This window comes from Streptomyces adelaidensis (assembly GCF_016598475.1).
Taxonomy (GTDB): domain Bacteria; phylum Actinomycetota; class Actinomycetes; order Streptomycetales; family Streptomycetaceae; genus Streptomyces; species Streptomyces adelaidensis.
On sequence record NZ_JAEMUX010000053.1, the window covers coordinates 11,418 to 26,944 of the forward strand.

Below are 15,527 nucleotides of genomic sequence, written 5' to 3' on the forward strand. Positions count from 1 at the left end.
ATCAATGCAACCGGATGGCCGTCGCCCCATGTCTCCATGGTGTAGATCACATGGTGACGATGGCCCATTGATGCGCCCGTAACGGTCGAGGGGGACCGAAGCGGGCGGAAGACCGACTAACACACACGAACATGTGTGCGGGGGGAATGACTCATGACGTCGACGCCGACGGGCGCCCGGCATAACCACGACCCGTCCGAAACGACCCAGCTCAAGGTGCCGTCGCACCGCACCGGAGCCTTTCGGAAGCTCCGCAAGACACTTCCCAGATACGACTACGAGCACTACAGCCGGCTCGCCGGACCACTCACCCAGCCCGATCCGACCAAGCCCTACACGGTGCAGTACCGGTCCCTGATCTCCCAGGAACCGCACCGTCTGAGGGTCGCCCTGATGCTGGCCGCGGCGCCCCTGCTCTCCCTGGTCCTGCTGGGCTGGCTGCTGCAGGAGGAGCACTGGACCAAGCGGGACTACGTCGAGTACGACTTCCTGCCGACCCTCGACCTCGTGATGCTGATCTCGATCGGCCTGATCGAGTTCTTCCGCTGCATGAACGTCCTGTCGAACGCGCACGCCACCCTGGTCGCCCGCGACCCGGTCCCGGTGGTGCCCGAGACCGGCACCAGAGTCGCCTTCCTCACCTCTTTCGTGCCCGGCAAGGAGCCGCTGGAGATGGTGACGAAGACCCTTCAGGCCGCGGTCAAGCTCCGTCACCGCGGGCTTCTGCACGTCTGGCTCCTCGACGAGGGCGACGACGCGGATGTGAAGGCGGTCTGCGCGCGCCTGGGCGTGCACCACTTCTCCCGCAAGGGCATCGAGAAGTGGAACCAGCCCAAGGGCCCGCACCGCGCCAAGACCAAGCACGGCAACTACAACGCCTGGCTGGACGCGCACGGCGACAACTACGACTTCTTCGCCTCGGTCGACACCGACCACGTACCGCTGCCCAACTACCTGGAGCGGATGCTCGGTTTCTTCCGCGACCCGAACATCGGCTTCGTCATCGGCCCGCAGGTGTACGGCAACTACGACAACGTCGTCACCAAGGCGGCCGAGTCCCAGCAGTTCCTGTTCCACGCGCTGATCCAGCGCGCCGGCAACAAGTACGGCTCCCCCATGTTCGTCGGCACCTCCAACGCCGTACGGATCAGGGCGCTCAAGCAGATCGGCGGGCTGTACGACTCGATCACCGAGGACATGGCCACCGGCTTCGAGATCCACCGCCACAAGAACCCGGCGACGGGAAAGCGGTGGCGCTCGGTGTACACCCCGGACGTACTCGCGGTGGGCGAGGGACCCAGCGCCTGGACGGACTTCTTCACCCAGCAGATGCGCTGGTCGCGCGGCACGTACGAGACGATCCTGAAGCAGTACTGGAAGGGCTGGTACTCACTGCCGCCGAGCAAGCTTTTCAACTACACGATGATGATCATCTTCTACCCGATGTCCGCCCTCAACTGGATCCTCGCGGCGATGAGTTGCGCGCTGTTCCTGGGTCTGGGCGCCTCGGGTGTGAACATCGACCCGACCGTGTGGCTGATGCTCTACGGCAACGCCTCGGCGCTCCAGATAGGCCTGTACGTCTGGAACCGCCGGCACAACGTCTCCCCGCACGAGCCGGAGGGTTCCGGCGGTGTGGCCGGCATGGTGATGTCCGCGCTGTCCGCGCCGCTCTACGCGAAGGCCCTGGTCGACTCGGCGCTGCGCCGCAAGAGCAAGTTCGTGGTCACGCCCAAGGGCGACTCGGCGAGCCCGGACAGGTGGTTCGGCACCTTCCGGTACCACTGGTACTTCATCGGCATCTTCGGTGCCTCGATCACCGCCGGTTTCGTCCTCGGCAACGCGCACCCCGCGATGATCATCTGGGCCACGTTCGCCATGACGATCACCGCCCTTCCCATCTTCGCCTGGCGCTACATGCTGCGGCAGGACAGGAAGAAGGCCGCCGCCGCGGCCGAACTGCGAGGGTCCATGGTGGCGCCGCCCGAGGCGGCACCCGCGCCGTTCGCGCCGCCACCCACACCGCACGCCCCACACGCACCCCACTCTCCCCAGCACAAGCCGAGCTGGGCGGCGTCCGGGTCGGGCAGCGGGGGTAGCGACCAGACCGTGCAGATCGCCCTGGGCGGACTTGGGGGACGTAAGGAATGAAGGACCGTGCAGGCCGCCGCCGTGCCCGTCGCCTCGCGATCGGCGCGGCGGTGGTCCTCGCGCTCGCCGGGATGAACGGGCCGTGGGTGTACCGCTTCAGTACCGAGAAGTACCACGACTACAAGATCAACAGACCCGAGTACAAGGCCGACAACGGGCATTGGCAGATCGTGGAGTTCCCGGAGAAATACCGGCAGAACACGATCCACGCCGCGCTCCTGCACACCGGCAAGGTCCTGTTGATCGCGGGCTCCGGCAACGACGCCGACAACTTCGACGCGAAGAAGTTCGACACCCGCATCTGGGACCCCGTCGAGCAGACGATCAAACGCGTGCCGACCCCGGCCGACCTGTTCTGCACGGGGCACACCCAGCTGTCCAACGGCAATCTGCTGATCGCGGGCGGCACCAAGCGCTACGAGAAGCTGAAGGGGGACGTCACCAAGGCCGGCGGCCTGATGATCATCCACAACGAGAACCCCGACAAGGGGATGGAGCTGAAGGCGGGGACCAAGTTCGTCGGCAAGGCGAACGGCAGGACGTTCGTCCTGAAGGACACGGTCACCATCAAGAAGGCCACGAAGACCTTCGACCCGGACACCGGGAAGTTCACCGGCAACAAGCCGGGCATCGCACGCGCCTATGTCGAGGCCGAGCGGCGCGGCAAGAGGTACGAGACGGGCACCGAGGACAACTACCGCATCGCCGGGCTGACGGGCACCGACGCCCGCAACACCTACGGCATCGCGCAGAAGCTCGCCCTCGACAAGAAGGACTTCCAAGGCATCAAGGACGCCTACGAGTTCGACCCGGTCGCCGAGAAGTACATCAAGGTCGACCCGATGAACGAGGCGCGCTGGTACCCGACGCTCACGACGTTGTCGGACGGCACGGTCCTGTCGTTGTCCGGCCTCGACGAGATCGGCCAGCTGGTGCCGGGCAAGAACGAGGTCTACGACCCCGGGACCAAGGCGTGGACGTACACCAAGGGCGTCCAGCAGTTCCCGACGTACCCGGCGATCTCCCTGATGCAGAACGGCAAGCTGTTCTACTCGGGCGCGAACGCCGGGTACGGCCCCGACGACATCGGCCGCGACCCCGGCATCTGGGACCTGAAGACCAACAAGTTCGCCAAGCTCCCCGGTATGAGCGACGGCAAGCTCCTCGAAACCGCCGGCACGGTGCTGTTGCCTCCGGCGCAGGACGAGAAGTACATGGTCATCGGCGGCGGCGGGGTCGGTGAGTCGGAGCGGTCCAGCAAGAAGACCCGGGTCATCGATCTGCTGGCCGACGAGCCGCGGTTCATGGACGGGCCCTCGATGGAGAAGGGCACGCGCTATCCGCAGGCCTCGATCCTGCCCGACGACACCGTCCTCATCTCCGGCGGCTCGCAGGACTACCGGGGGCGCGGCGACTCCAACATCCTCCAGGCCCGGATCTACGACGCGAAGACCGGGCAGCTGCGGCGGGTCGCCGATCCGCTGGTCGGCCGCAACTACCACTCGGGGTCGATCCTGCTGCCGGACGGGCGGGTCGTCTTCTTCGGGTCGGACTCGCTGTACTCCGACAAGGCCAACACCAAGCCGGGGGAGTTCGAGCAGCGCATCGAGATCTATACGCCGCCGTATCTGTACGGGGACGCGCAGCCGTCGCTGTCGGGCGGGCCCAAGACGGTCGCGCGCGGCGGGACGGCGACGTTCGGTACGCGGCACGGCTCGTCGATCAAGTCGGCGCGGCTGATTCGGCCGAGTGCGTCCACGCATGTGACGGATGTGGACCAGAAGTCCATCGAGGTGGACTTCAAGACGTCCGGCGACAAGATCACGGTGACCGTGCCGAAGAACCGGAATCTGGTGCAGTCGGGGTGGTACATGCTGTTCGTCACGGATGACGCGGGGACGCCGAGCAAGGCGCGGTGGGTGAAGGTGCCGTAGCGGCGGCGCGACGGGTCGTGGTCGGGTGCGGGTGCGGGTGCGTGGGGGCTGGTCGCGCAGTTCCCCGCGCCCCTTGAGAGCATGGGGCGCGCCCGGGAGCTTTCAGGGGCGCGGGGAACTGCGCGACCAGCCACGAACCCACCCGCGGCCGCCCGACAAACCCCACGCGCCCCACCCCCCTACGCGCTCAACCGCTCAGCCAGACGCCTTCGCCAGCTTCAACGCGTACTCCGGCCACCACTCCCCCGCCTTCGGCCCCCCCTTGCACTCGCCGTCGGACTCACCGGGTCGCTTGACCCAGAGATACGCGTCGACCAGCGGATCCGCCGTCTTCGTCGTCGGGGTCTCCCCCAACGCCCGCCCCGGCGGATTGCACCACAGCTCGTCCTTGTCGCCCTCGGTCCAGGGCCCGTTGCCATTACGGCTGGTGTCGATCACGAACGGCTTGTCCCCCACCTTCGCGGAGAGCCGCTTGCCGTACTCGACGGAGTCCGCCGTGGTGTAGAAGTTCGAGACGTTGACGGCGAAGCCGTCGGCCTGCTCGACGCCGGCCCACTTGAGCGGGTCGTAGATCTGGTCGGGGTCGCCCCAGCCGGCGTTGCCCGCGTCGAGGTACACCTTGGTGTTCTTCAGCGCGCCGAGCTTCTCGATCGCGCCCTTGAGCAGGTCGTACCGCTCCTCGTGGAACTCGCCCGGTGTGCAGCCGTCCACCACGTGGAGCACCGCGTCGGGCTCCAGGACGACCGTGGCCGGACGGTCCCCGATGCCCTTGGCCACGCCGTCGATCCACGCCCGGTACGCGTCGCCGTCGGCCGCGCCGCCGCCGGAGTACTGGCCGCAGTCGCGGTGCGGGATGTTGTAGAGGACGAGGATGGCGTCCCGGTCGGCCTTCTCGGCGGCCTGGGTGAAGCCCTTGGCCTCCTGCTCCGGGTTCTCCGGGCCGATCCACTCGCCGGTGGGCTGCTCGGCGATCCTGCGGATCAGCTTGGCGTCCTCGTCCTTGCCGGCCTTCTCGTAGGCGGCGACCTGGGCCGCCGCGTTCCCCTTCGGATTGACCCAGAACGGGTCCGTGCCGCTTGGCTGTTGGGTGATGTCGGAACCGGTGGCCCGGTCGTCCTTCCCGTCGCCGCCGTCTCCCCCCTCTCCCCCGAAACAGCCGGCGAGTAACAACGTCACCCCCGCCACCGCCACGGACGCCCGAACCCCGGCCCCCTTGCTGCCGTACATCCAACTCCCCCTTGGGTGCACCGTGTCGTAAGTGTCAATCCTGGCATAAGTCACGCCTTGCCCACGAGGTCGTCGCCGCCTTGTCCGAGAACCTGTTACCTGCCGACCACGCCGACCACGCCGGGTACGCGTCGCGGGGGTGCGGCGGCCGGTCGAGGTCGTTCAGGCTCCCGTTCCGCTGAGATACGCGGAGACGACGACGTTGGCCGTATAGGTGCGGCTCGTCTTGTCGAAGGTGCCGCCGCAGGTGACGAGGCGGAGTTCGGCGCGGCCCGACTGCCGTACGCCGTACGCCTGTTGGGCGTCGAAGTCGTCGCGGCCGAGGACCTGGACGTCGTCCACGGTGAACTCGGCGACCGTGCCGTCGGCGCGGGCCACCCGGATCGTCTCGCCGATCCGCAGCGCGCTCAGCTTGTAGAAGACGGCGGGCCGGGACTCGGTGTCGACGTGCCCGACGAACAGCGCGGTCCCGGTCGCCCCGGGCCTGGCCCCGCCCGCGTACCAGCCGACGACTCCCGGCTGATCGTAGGCGGGCGGGTCGATCGCTCCGTCCCGGTCGAGGCCGCGCGCCACGACCGGCGCCCGCACCCCCATCGAGGGGATGTCCAGCCGCTGCGGCCGCGCACCCCTCAACGGCTGGACCGCGGGCGGCAGTTCGGCCTGCGCGGGCCGCCCGACCGCCGCCACGTCGCCCGTGGTCGGCGCGGATATGCCGTGCCGTACGTCGGTGACCTCTCGGCCCCACAGCCACAGGCCGAGCAGCAGCACGGCCCAGGCGACACCCATGGTGACCCGACCGGTTCCGCCACCGTTCGCGGTCGCGGTCGCGCCCGCCTCGGAATAGTCCCTGCTGGACACGATGCTCCTTACTTCGTACTACGGCCCCGGCGCGCGCCCCGCGCCACCACCGCCACCGCCGCGACCCCGGCCAGGATCAGGCCGATCACCGTGTGACGGGTCCCGGGTCCGGTGTGCCGGGTGTCCGTGGAATCCGGGGAATCGGCCTCCCGATGGGCCGAGTTGGCCGGGTCGGCGGCCGCGAGCCGGGCCGCCGCTCCGCCGCCGCCCGCGCGTACGGGGGCGACCGGGGAGGCGGGGGCCGACGGCCTCGGGGAGGCGCCGGGCTTGGTGCTGTCAGGCTCGGTGCCGTCAGGCTCGGTGCCGTCAGGCTCGGTGCCGTCAGGTTTGGTGCCGTCAGGTTTGGTGCCGTCAGGCTCGGTGCCGTCAGGCTCGGTGCTGTCAGGCTCGGTGCCATCGGGCTTGGTGCCGTCAGGTTTGGTGCTGTCGGGCTCGGTGCCATCGGGCTTGGTGCCGTCAGGTTTGGTGCTGTCGGGCTTCGTCCCGCCGGGCTCGGTGGCCTTGGGCTTGGTCGCGTCGGGCTTTCCGTCGCCGACCGTGATCGTGCCCGTGACCTTGTCCTCCCTGCCGTCGCAGGTGACCCGTACGGCGTACTTCCCCGGTTCGACGGAGGACCGTACGCGGGTCTCGCCGGACAGCGTGCCGACGCTCTTGCCGGAGCCGGAGAGCACGGTGAGCTGCGCGTCCGCGACGAACGCCTCCGACGCTGCCGATCCCCTCTCCCCGCCGCAGCCCTCGGCACGCACCTGGATGTCGCTGCCGGGTTTCGGCGAGGCCGGCACCACCGAGACATCCCCGGAGCCGGCCGCGTGGACCGAGGGTGCCGACGCGGTCAGCGCGGCCGTGACCACCGCCCCGGCACAGAGTGTGAGTCGCAGTGAGCCCATGGTGAACCTCCAGACACCTGAGACTCCCCCGCCGGAGACCGGGGCGCATCCGGGGAGGGGGCAGCACTGCTCCGTACGGGTGGCGGAGGGTTTACGGGGCGTGCGGCTTCCTGCCACGGCTCGCCCCTACGGCTTCCCGCGGCTCAGATGCGGTCGACCAGGTCCGCGATCGAGTTCACGACCTTCGAGGGGCGGTACGGGAACTTCTCGATCTGCGCGGGGGTCGTCAGGCCGGTGAGGACGAGGAAGGTCTCCATCCCGGCCTCGATGCCGGCGAGGACATCCGTGTCCATGCGGTCGCCGATCATCGCACTGGTCTCGGAGTGCGCGCCGATCGCGTTCAGGCCGGTCCGCATCATCAACGGGTTCGGCTTGCCCGCGAAGTACGGCTTCTGCCCGGTCGCCTTGGTGATCAGCGCGGCCACGGCTCCGGTCGCGGGCAGCGCGCCCTCGGTGGAGGGGCCGGTCTCGTCGGGGTTGGTGGCGATGAAACGGGCGCCGTCGTTGATCAGCCGTACCGCCTTCGTCATGGCCTCGAAGGAGTACGTGCGGGTCTCGCCGAGGACGACGTAGTCGGGCTCGTGGTCGGTGAGCACGTACCCGATGTCATGCAGGGCGGTGGTCAGTCCCGCCTCCCCGATGACATACGCCGTGCCGCCGGGCCGCTGGTCGTCCAGGAACTGGGCGGTGGCCAGGGCGGAGGTCCAGATGTTCTCGACGGGCACGTCCAGGCCCATGCGGGAGAGGCGGGCGTGCAGGTCGCGGGCGGTGTAGATCGAGTTGTTGGTGAGCACCAGGAAGGGGCGCTCGGACTCCCGCAGCTTCTTTATGAAGGCCTCGGCGCCGGGGATCGGCACGCCCTCGTGGATGAGCACACCGTCCATGTCGGTGAGCCACGACTCGATGGGCTTGCGCTCTGCCATGTGCGATCTCCTGCCGACCTCTGCCGATTCCTGCCGTCCACGTCCGTCCGCACATCCGTCATCCGCACATCCGTCATCCGTGCATCCGCACATCCGTGCATCCGCACATCCGTGCATCCGCGCATCCGTCATCCGTGCATCCGTCATCCGTACGTCCGGGTTCGCCCCAACCCTAGTGAGGCGTGGCCGAAAAGAGGAGGCCGATCTTGGCCGCTGAGACCGTCCCCATCAGGTCACGTCGCCCCGGCCCCGGACGTCACCTCGCCCGTCTGCGGGCAGCCGTCAGCACGAGCCCGCCGACGGAGAGAACCAGGAGCCCGATCACATACGGCAGCGCGTTACGGACGCCCGTTTCGGCCAGCTCATCGGCGTACGGCCGCCGCCAGTCAGGTACGGCAGTGCCGTCGCCGTCCGGGGCGTCCGCCGCCGCGCTCTCGCTCTCCCCCTCCCCCTCCTCGGCCTTCTCGCCGTCCCCTCTTGCTTCGCCGTCCTCGCCGTCCCCTCTTGCTTCGCCGTCCTCGCCGTCCTCGCCGTCCTCGCCGTCGGTGATCCGGAAGCGGTAGTCGTTCGACTCCCCCACCCACTCGCTGTCGTCGCCGCGCCGCTCGACCACGGCCGCGTTCGCCACGACCTCGTTGGGTACGGCGGCGTCGGAGGTGAGGGAGAGGCGGACCTTGACGGTGAGGGTGCGGCCGGGGGGCACGGTGAAGCCGCTGCCGAGGATTCCGACGAGTTCGTCGGAGTCGGTCTGCTCGAAGGTCACCGGGCGGGAGACGGTGCCCTCGGCGTCCTCGAAGTACTCCAGCTGCGGCTGGGTCCGCTTCAGAGTCCGCCCGGCGTCGACCAGGACGACCACCGGGTGGATGTTCCCGCAGGTCCGGGAGGTGGTGTTGGTGAGGTCCAGCGACCAGGTGCGGAAGCCGCCGCCGGCGATGTAGTCGGCGGGGCCGCCACGGATGCGGGTCCGGATGGGGAAGCCGCCGCTGTCGGTACCGGCACAGATGGGAGGGCGGTCGTCCACCGCCGGGAGCGCGGCAGCTCTGCCGAGCGCCGCCGCGGGACCACTGACCAGGGTGGCTGCGGCGGTGAGGGCGAGGGTCAGGCACGTACACAGTCGCATGAACACATGACCATGCCAGTCACTCCCCGGGCCGGCGCACGCCACGCCTGGAGGGGCCGAAAAGCGAGCCGGAACTCCGCTCGATCAGCGCAGCGAGGGGGACTTCACAGACACCGGCCGAGGGGAGCACCGCTCCTTTCAGGGGCGCGGGGAACTGCGCGAGCAACCACGAACAACCCGCACCCGCCCACCGACGACAACCCCGACGGCGCCAAGTCCCGGCCCCCCTCACCTCACCTCACCTCACCTCACCCCTCCGCCCGCCCGAACAGCGGCGCGAGCAACAACTGAGCCGCCCCCTCCGCAACCCCCAGCGCTCCCCCACCGACCACCCGAACCGGCACCGCGGGGTCCTCCCCCTGCCGCCGGGCCCACTCGTCGAGCACCATCCCGACCCCCCGCACGAACGCTTCAGGATGAGCCTCGACCGTGCGCCCGCCCAACAGCACCAGCTCGATGTCGAGCAGCCCCACCAGATTCGCCGCCCCCGCGCCGAGCACTCGCGCGGCCTCCTCCACATCCCCCCGAGCCACCGCCGCCAGGCACAGCGCCTCGATGCACCCCCGGTTCCCGCACTCGCACGGCGGCCCGTCCAGCTGTACGACCTGATGCCCGAACTCACCGGCCCGCGTCCGGGCCCCCCGATGCACCGCCCCGCCGATCACCAGGCCGGCCCCCAGCCCCGTACCGAGGTGGAGGTACGCGAAGGAGCCGTGCGCCCCCGCGAGGGCCGCCAGCCCCAGGGCCGCCGCGTTCGTGTCCTTGTCCACCACCACCGGCATCCCCAGCCGCCGCGCCAGCGCCGCCCGCAGCGGAAACCCCTCCCACTGCGGAAACCCGGTGACCCGGTGCAGCACACCGTGCAGATGATCGAGGGGGCCGGGGAGGGCCACGCCGACACCGAGGACGGGGACGGGGAGGGGGAGGGGGAGGGGGAGGGGGAGGAGGGAGGGGGAGCTGCCGGGCGCGAGGCCGGCCGAGGGGGCAGCCGCCGCGTCGGACATCGCCTCGGGCGTGGGACGGCCCTCGCCGGCCTCCGCGAGCAGCGCCTCCACCTCCCGCGCCGCCCCCTCGATCACGGCGTCCGCCCCGGCGCCCAGGTTCAGCGGCGCGCGCCGCTGCGCGACCACCGCGCCGGTCAGATCGCAGAGCACGGCCGTCAGCTCGTCGCGGTCGAGGTGGAGGCCGACGGCGTGACCGGCGTCGGGCACGAGCCGCAGCACGGTGCGCGGCTTGCCACCGGTGGACGCCCGGTACCCCGCCTCCGTCACGAGCCCGTCCGCGCGCAGCCGAGCGGTGATCTTGCTGACGGCCTGCGGGGTGAGCCCCGTCCGGTCGGCCAGCTCAAGACGGCTTATGCCGGGCGCCCCGGCACTCCGCACCAGGTCCAGCACGAGCGCGCCGTTGTGGCTGCGCAGCGCGAGCAGATTCACGCCGCTCACTCCCGCGCCACGCCCATTGCCGTTCCCCATGCCGTTGATGCTGTTGCCGTTGCCGTTGCCGTTGCCGTTCACACTCCCATTGTCCCCCGTGCTTGCACTTTGGCAACAGCGTTGCTTAAGTGGACGCCATGACAGGCACGAGTACTGGTACGGGCAAGGACTCCCCCTCCCCCCTCCGCGTCGCCCTGGTCGGCTACGGCCTCGCGGGCTCCGTCTTCCACGCCCCGCTGATCGCCGCGACGCGGGGCCTGGCCCTCGACACGGTCGTCACGTCGAACCCGGAGCGGCAGGCGCAGGCGCGCGCCGAGTTCCCGGAGGTGCGGTTCGCGGCCACGGCGGACGAGTTGTGGGCCCGGGCGGACGAGTTGGACCTGGTCGTCGTCGCCTCCCCGAACAGGACGCACGTACCGATCGCGACCGCCGCCCTGGAGGCGGGCCTCGCGGTCGTCGTGGACAAGCCCGTCGCCGGTACGGCGGCCGAGGCGCGCGAGCTGGCCGCCCTCGCGGACGCCCGCGGCCTGCTCCTCTCCGTCTTCCAGAACCGCCGCTGGGACAACGACTTCCTGACCCTCCGCAAGCTGCTCGCCGACGGCGAACTGGGCGAGGTCCGCCGCTTCGAGTCCCGCTTCGAACGCTGGCGGCCCCGGACCAAGGGCGGCTGGCGCGAGTCCGGCGACCCCGCGGAGATCGGCGGTCTGCTCTACGACCTGGGCAGCCACGTCGTCGACCAGGCCCTCTCCCTCTTCGGCCCCGCCACCCTCGTCTACGCCGAGTCCGACCTCCGCCGCCCCGGCGCCGAGACGGACGACGACACGTTCATCGCCGTCACGCACGCGAGCGGCGTCCGCACCCACCTCTACGCCTCCGCCGTCACCCCCCAACTCGGCCCGCGCTTCCGGGTGCTGGGCTCCGAGGCGGGCTACGTGAAGTACGGCCTCGACCCCCAGGAGGCGGCCCTCCGCGAAGGCGAACGCCCCGGGCCCGGCGGCGCCGACTGGGGCCTGGAGCCCGAGGACCTCTGGGGCCGTATCGGCGCCGACGAGTCCCCCCTGACCGACGGCGGCCGCCCGGTCCCGACCCTCCCCGGCGACTACCCCGCGTACTACGCGGCCGTATCCGCCGCCCTGCACGGCACCGGCGAGAACCCGGTGACGGCGTACGAGGCGGCCGCCGCCCTGGAGGTACTGGAGGCGGCGCGGAAGTCGGCACGCGAGGGAGTGGCGGTGAAGCTGTCATGACCGACACCCCGACCATCGACACCCCGACCATCGACACCCCGGTCGTCGACGCCCCCGGCGCCACCGCCCCGACCATCGAGGAACTCGAAGCCCAGGAACGCCGCCTGGTGTTCCCCCGGTTCACCTACGAGGACGCCTGGGCGTTGGGCTCCCTGCTGGTGGAGCTGGCCCGCGAGCGGCACGCCCCGGTCGCCATCGACATCCGCCGCGGCCCCCAGCAGCTCTTCCACGCCGCCCTCCCCGGCTCGACCCCGGACAACGACGCCTGGATCGACCGCAAACGCCGAGTCGTGGAACGCTACGCCGGCTCCTCGTACCTCGTCGGCGCCCGCTTCCGTGCCAAGGGCACGACCTTCGAGGACTCCTCCCGCCTGGACCCGGACCTCTACGCGGCACACGGCGGTTCGTTCCCGCTGACGGTGGAGGGCGCGGGCGTGATCGGCACGGTGACGGTCTCGGGCCTGCCCCAGCTGGAGGACCACGCGATGGTGGTGGAGGCCCTGGAGCGCTTCAGAGGCAAGTAACGACTGCCGGGCACAGCCGCGCCCGGCAAGGGGCGCGGGGAACCGCGCGACAAGCCCCGACGAACCCGCGGCCGCCGAAGAACCGTCAGTGGGCGGCAGCCGTCGACGTGCCGGCGGCGGTCCCGGCCGAAGGCAGGGGATAGAGCGCCGCCCGCTCCACCGCACTCCACGTCGTACTGGTCACCACGTACAACGCGGCCGCCAGCGGCATCACCGCCACGGTGACCAGTGTGAAGAAGGACATGAACGGCATGAACTTGCTGACCGCCCCCATGCTCGCCGCCATCCCGGGCACCTGCTCGTCCGACACCGCCGGCACACCGGCGGCGTTCGCGGCCATCATCAACTTCATACGCCGGAAGTTGAAGGCCGCGACCCCGGCGACGATCACGAACAGCCCCACGTAGACGAGCCCCTGCGCCCCGAACGCGCCGCCCGCGCCCAGCGCGTCGGCCCAGCGGTCGCCGAGCGGAGCCGCGAAGAGCCGGTGGGTGAGCAGTTCGTTGGCCTCGCCGCCGATCGTCCTGTTGGAGAACAGGTGGTAGAGGAGGAAGAAGGCCGGCAGCTGGCAGAGGCTGGGCAGGCAGCCGGACAGCGGCGACACCTCCTCCCGGGTGTGCAGTTCCTGCATCGCCTTGCGCAGCTTCTCCGGGTTCTTCGCGTGCTTCTTCCGCAGCTCCGCGATCTTCGGCTGCAACGCGATCCGCGCCCGCTGTCCCCGCGCCGCCGCCCGGGACAGGGGATGCACGAGCAGTCGTACGAACGCGGTGAACAGGACGATCGCGACGGCCGTCGCGGAGGCGTGGAACAGCGGCTGGAGCAGATCGGCGAGGCGCGCGACAAGGTCGGCGAAAACGGACATGGGTGGGAGCCCTCCAGGGGGTCTCGTCGTGCCAGGAAGTCGTCCGGAGCGGTCCGAAATGACCGGGGACTTGGCGCGACGGCCCGCGGAAAGGGCACGTGCAGTCAGGTGGCTGGGAGCGTGCCCTACGCGGTGGCCGTCAGGAGGGCACGTCCGGGCGCCCGGGGCCGCGTACGGCCGCGTGCGTCGGGATCACGTTGGGGCAGGAACGCGGTACGGCGCTCACGGTCCCGGATGGCCGTCCGCACCTGCGTACGCGGTACGACGGGCGCGCAGCGCGAGGCGATCAACGCGCAGGCGGCGAACGCGGAGCCGGCCGCGGCCGTCGCGGCGAAGGCGACGGCTGCGGAGAGCGTGCCGGCGTCCAGCACCGAGAGTTCGAAGAGGACGAGGAACAGCACGGCGACAGGACGCGGATTGGCCCAGGCCCGGAACATGATTCACTCCCCCCTTCTGGTCTTCCGGCCTTCTGGCTTTCCGGCCTTCTGGCTTTCTGTGGCTTCGGCCTCACTCGTACCGTGGTGACACAACTTTCGGCGGTACGGCCGGTCACCCTTTTCGTTTATACAGGACGCCGCTGACGACCGGGGCGGGCGGTGGGCCACGAGCGGGCCGGCCGTCGTCGGCCGACGACGGCCGGAAGACGGCCGGAAGACGCCCCGGACGAAAGGCCCGGGGCGCTTCTCCGGACTCCGGCTCCGGACTCCGGCTCCGGACTCCGGCTCCGGACTCCGGCTCACTGGATCGGCGAGTCGGGCGGGGGGAGCTGGATGGTGCGCTCCCGGTCGAGGGATTCGACGCCGTCGATCGCCTCCAGGGCCGGGATCCGTTCCTCCGCGACAGTTCCGGAGAGCGTGCCGACGATCGGCTGCTCGCCGGTGACCGTCAGTCCGGCCCGCCGCAGGGCCTCGACGACTTCCGCGAACCGGTCGGGGTCGACCGCGAGGACGACCCCGACCGGCTCGGACCGGGACGACTCGCTCACGGGGCCTGGAGCAGGCCCGAGCCGACGTCCCTGACGGGCTGCGCCAGCGGGAACGCGCCGGCCTTCAGACGGGCCACGAGATCGGCCGCCGAGGCGTGGGGGTGCGCCTCCGCGAGCAGGGCGAGGACACCCGCGACGTGCGGTGTGGCCATGCTCGTGCCGCTCAGGTTCTCGTACTTGCCACCAGGGGCAGCCGAGCGCACGTCCCTGCCGGGCGCGGCGATGTTGATCTCGCCGCCTTGGGCGTTGATGCCGCCGTTGGAGAAGGACGACGGTGTGAGTGACCTGTCGAGGGCGGCCACCGCGAGGATGGAGGGACAGTTGGCGGGTCGGCTGACAGGGTGAATGACCGGGGGCCGCTCACTGTCGTTGCCCGCGGCGGCGACGATGACCGTCCCGCGCTCGAGCGCGCGCTTGGCCAGAATCTCGTACGTCTGCGGGAAGAGCTCACCAGGTCGGACCAGCGCGCCGAGCGACATGGAGATCACCCGTGCGCCGCGGGCGACGGCCCAGGCCATGCCCGCCAGGATCTGGCCGTCGGCGCCGCTGCCCCTGTTGCTGAGGACCTTTCCGGCGAGGATCCGGGCGTCGCAGGCGACGCCGTAGCGGGGTCCCTGCTGGGGTTTGGCCGGGCCGGCGACGGTGCCGATGCAGTGGGTGCCGTGGCCGTTACGGTCCTCGACCGCCTCGCCGACCACGAAGGACATCGTCTCCTCGATGCACCCGACCAGGTCCGGGTGGTCGGTGTCCACGCCGGTGTCGAGGACGGCGACCTTCACACCGCGTCCGGTCAGATGGGACAGGTTGGCCCGGATCGCCTGCAGGCCCCAGGTGAAGCTCTGCTCGTCCGAGGCCGGGCCCTGGGAGGCGGCGATCTCGGCCCTGGTGTGGCGGTCGACGACCTCCTCGTCACTGCGGTAGGCCGGGAAGAAGTCGGTCGGCGCCTGCGTAGGGGCGGTGATCGGCATGGCGTACACCATGCGCTCCGGCTCCGCCGCGATGATCGACGGGTCGGCCTCGGCCGTGGTCACCAGCGCGTGGCGCTGCTCGGGGCGCACCTCGACGACGGCGGCGGCGAGCTCCTCGAAGTGCACCGAGACGTCGGGGCGCTCCAGCAGTTCGGAGACGTTGCCCACCTCGCCTCCGCGGACACGTTCGACGGACGCGATGTCGGCGTTCGAACGCAGTGCGTTCAGCCCGCTTTCCTGGTTGCCCGGGTCGAGCAGGACCACGTACCGACCGGTGTACTCCGCACCTTGGCCGGTGGGGGCGCCATTGGGCCGGTTGGGCTGCCCGTCGAAGGCGCGCCTGTCCATGGGGCCGTTCGCCATTGAATTTCCCGCTTTCTGTGCGCTATCCCCGAGGATTCGTGGACG

The 15,527-nt window shown here is 70.5% G+C and carries 14 protein-coding genes; 4 read left to right on the forward strand and 10 right to left on the reverse strand.

Features of this window, described 5'->3' with window-relative positions:
* Window positions 1-153: 153 nt before the first annotated feature.
* Together I8N67_RS26825 and glxA are read left to right on the forward strand one after the other, a co-directional pair.
* Window positions 154-2,151: a glycosyltransferase family 2 protein gene (locus I8N67_RS26825; protein WP_200306393.1), complete on the forward strand. Its 1,998-nt coding sequence runs from the start codon at window positions 154-156 to the stop codon at window positions 2,149-2,151.
* A complete protein-coding gene (gene glxA, locus I8N67_RS26830) occupies window positions 2,148-4,085 on the forward strand; it encodes a radical copper oxidase GlxA (protein ID WP_200306394.1) in 1,938 nt (645 codons plus the stop codon). Before I8N67_RS26825 ends, glxA begins: the two co-directional genes overlap by 4 nt.
* A gap of 195 nt (window positions 4,086-4,280) precedes the next feature.
* Here the strand turns inward: glxA and I8N67_RS26835 are convergent, their stop codons facing one another.
* From I8N67_RS26835 to I8N67_RS26860, 6 genes are all read right to left on the reverse strand, one after another.
* Window positions 4,281-5,312, reverse strand: a complete 1,032-nt coding sequence (locus I8N67_RS26835) for a glycoside hydrolase family 6 protein (RefSeq protein ID WP_200306395.1) — start codon at window positions 5,310-5,312, stop codon at window positions 4,281-4,283.
* A gap of 162 nt (window positions 5,313-5,474) precedes the next feature.
* Window positions 5,475-6,170 (reverse strand): class F sortase, encoded by a 696-nt coding sequence (locus I8N67_RS26840; protein WP_200306396.1) that lies wholly within the window; start codon window positions 6,168-6,170, stop codon window positions 5,475-5,477.
* An 8-nt stretch (window positions 6,171-6,178) separates the two neighbouring features.
* Window positions 6,179-7,057 carry a prolipoprotein diacylglyceryl transferase gene (locus I8N67_RS26845; protein WP_372443810.1) on the reverse strand — a complete coding sequence of 293 codons (879 nt, stop codon included), beginning with the start codon at window positions 7,055-7,057 and terminating at the stop codon, window positions 6,179-6,181.
* A gap of 143 nt (window positions 7,058-7,200) precedes the next feature.
* A complete protein-coding gene (locus I8N67_RS26850; protein WP_200306397.1) occupies window positions 7,201-7,980 on the reverse strand; it encodes an HAD-IIA family hydrolase in 780 nt (259 codons plus the stop codon).
* A 256-nt stretch (window positions 7,981-8,236) separates the two neighbouring features.
* Entirely contained in the window at window positions 8,237-9,100 is an 864-nt protein-coding gene (locus I8N67_RS26855; protein ID WP_200306398.1) for a cell wall protein, read from the reverse strand.
* Window positions 9,101-9,348: 248 nt separating this feature from the next.
* Complete coding sequence (locus I8N67_RS26860) at window positions 9,349-10,572, reverse strand: ROK family transcriptional regulator (RefSeq protein WP_200306442.1); 1,224 nt, start codon at window positions 10,570-10,572, stop codon at window positions 9,349-9,351.
* Between the two features lie 98 nt (window positions 10,573-10,670).
* On the opposite strand from I8N67_RS26860, the gene I8N67_RS26865 reads away from it, so the two are divergent.
* Window positions 10,671-11,780, forward strand: a complete 1,110-nt coding sequence (locus tag I8N67_RS26865) for a Gfo/Idh/MocA family oxidoreductase (protein WP_200306399.1) — start codon at window positions 10,671-10,673, stop codon at window positions 11,778-11,780.
* Window positions 11,777-12,304 (forward strand): heme-degrading domain-containing protein, encoded by a 528-nt coding sequence (locus I8N67_RS26870; protein ID WP_234046340.1) that lies wholly within the window; start codon window positions 11,777-11,779, stop codon window positions 12,302-12,304. The genes I8N67_RS26865 and I8N67_RS26870 overlap by 4 nt, the downstream gene beginning before the upstream one ends.
* Before the next feature lie 85 nt (window positions 12,305-12,389).
* Here I8N67_RS26870 and I8N67_RS26875 read toward each other — a convergent pair whose 3' ends face one another.
* The 4 genes from I8N67_RS26875 to I8N67_RS26890 all read right to left on the reverse strand — a co-directional run bounded on the left by I8N67_RS26875 (window position 12,390) and on the right by I8N67_RS26890 (window position 15,482).
* Window positions 12,390-13,166 (reverse strand): YidC/Oxa1 family membrane protein insertase, encoded by a 777-nt coding sequence (locus tag I8N67_RS26875; RefSeq protein WP_200306401.1) that lies wholly within the window; start codon window positions 13,164-13,166, stop codon window positions 12,390-12,392.
* Window positions 13,167-13,291: 125 nt separating this feature from the next.
* Window positions 13,292-13,603 (reverse strand): DUF6412 domain-containing protein, encoded by a 312-nt coding sequence (locus tag I8N67_RS26880; RefSeq protein ID WP_200306403.1) that lies wholly within the window; start codon window positions 13,601-13,603, stop codon window positions 13,292-13,294.
* A gap of 299 nt (window positions 13,604-13,902) precedes the next feature.
* Window positions 13,903-14,151 (reverse strand): hypothetical protein, encoded by a 249-nt coding sequence (locus I8N67_RS26885; RefSeq protein WP_200306405.1) that lies wholly within the window; start codon window positions 14,149-14,151, stop codon window positions 13,903-13,905.
* Complete coding sequence (locus tag I8N67_RS26890; protein WP_200306407.1) at window positions 14,148-15,482, reverse strand: S8 family peptidase; 1,335 nt, start codon at window positions 15,480-15,482, stop codon at window positions 14,148-14,150. The genes I8N67_RS26885 and I8N67_RS26890 overlap by 4 nt, the downstream gene beginning before the upstream one ends.
* Window positions 15,483-15,527: the final 45 nt, after the last annotated feature.

Coding starts and splice junctions, on each gene's coding strand:
- I8N67_RS26875 (WP_200306401.1), bottom strand. CDS start 13,166: ATGTCCGTTTTCGCCGACCTTGTCGCGCGCCTCGCCGATCTGCTCCAG.
- I8N67_RS26865 (WP_200306399.1), top strand. CDS start 10,671: ATGACAGGCACGAGTACTGGTACGGGCAAGGACTCCCCCTCCCCCCTC.
- I8N67_RS26860 (WP_200306442.1), bottom strand. CDS start 10,572: ATGGGGAACGGCAATGGGCGTGGCGCGGGAGTGAGCGGCGTGAATCTG.
- I8N67_RS26880 (WP_200306403.1), bottom strand. CDS start 13,603: ATGTTCCGGGCCTGGGCCAATCCGCGTCCTGTCGCCGTGCTGTTCCTC.
- I8N67_RS26825 (WP_200306393.1), top strand. CDS start 154: ATGACGTCGACGCCGACGGGCGCCCGGCATAACCACGACCCGTCCGAA.
- glxA (WP_200306394.1), top strand. CDS start 2,148: ATGAAGGACCGTGCAGGCCGCCGCCGTGCCCGTCGCCTCGCGATCGGC.
- I8N67_RS26855 (WP_200306398.1), bottom strand. CDS start 9,100: ATGCGACTGTGTACGTGCCTGACCCTCGCCCTCACCGCCGCAGCCACC.
- I8N67_RS26890 (WP_200306407.1), bottom strand. CDS start 15,482: ATGGCGAACGGCCCCATGGACAGGCGCGCCTTCGACGGGCAGCCCAAC.
- I8N67_RS26845 (WP_372443810.1), bottom strand. CDS start 7,057: ATGGGCTCACTGCGACTCACACTCTGTGCCGGGGCGGTGGTCACGGCC.
- I8N67_RS26835 (WP_200306395.1), bottom strand. CDS start 5,312: ATGTACGGCAGCAAGGGGGCCGGGGTTCGGGCGTCCGTGGCGGTGGCG.
- I8N67_RS26870 (WP_234046340.1), top strand. CDS start 11,777: ATGACCGACACCCCGACCATCGACACCCCGACCATCGACACCCCGGTC.
- I8N67_RS26850 (WP_200306397.1), bottom strand. CDS start 7,980: ATGGCAGAGCGCAAGCCCATCGAGTCGTGGCTCACCGACATGGACGGT.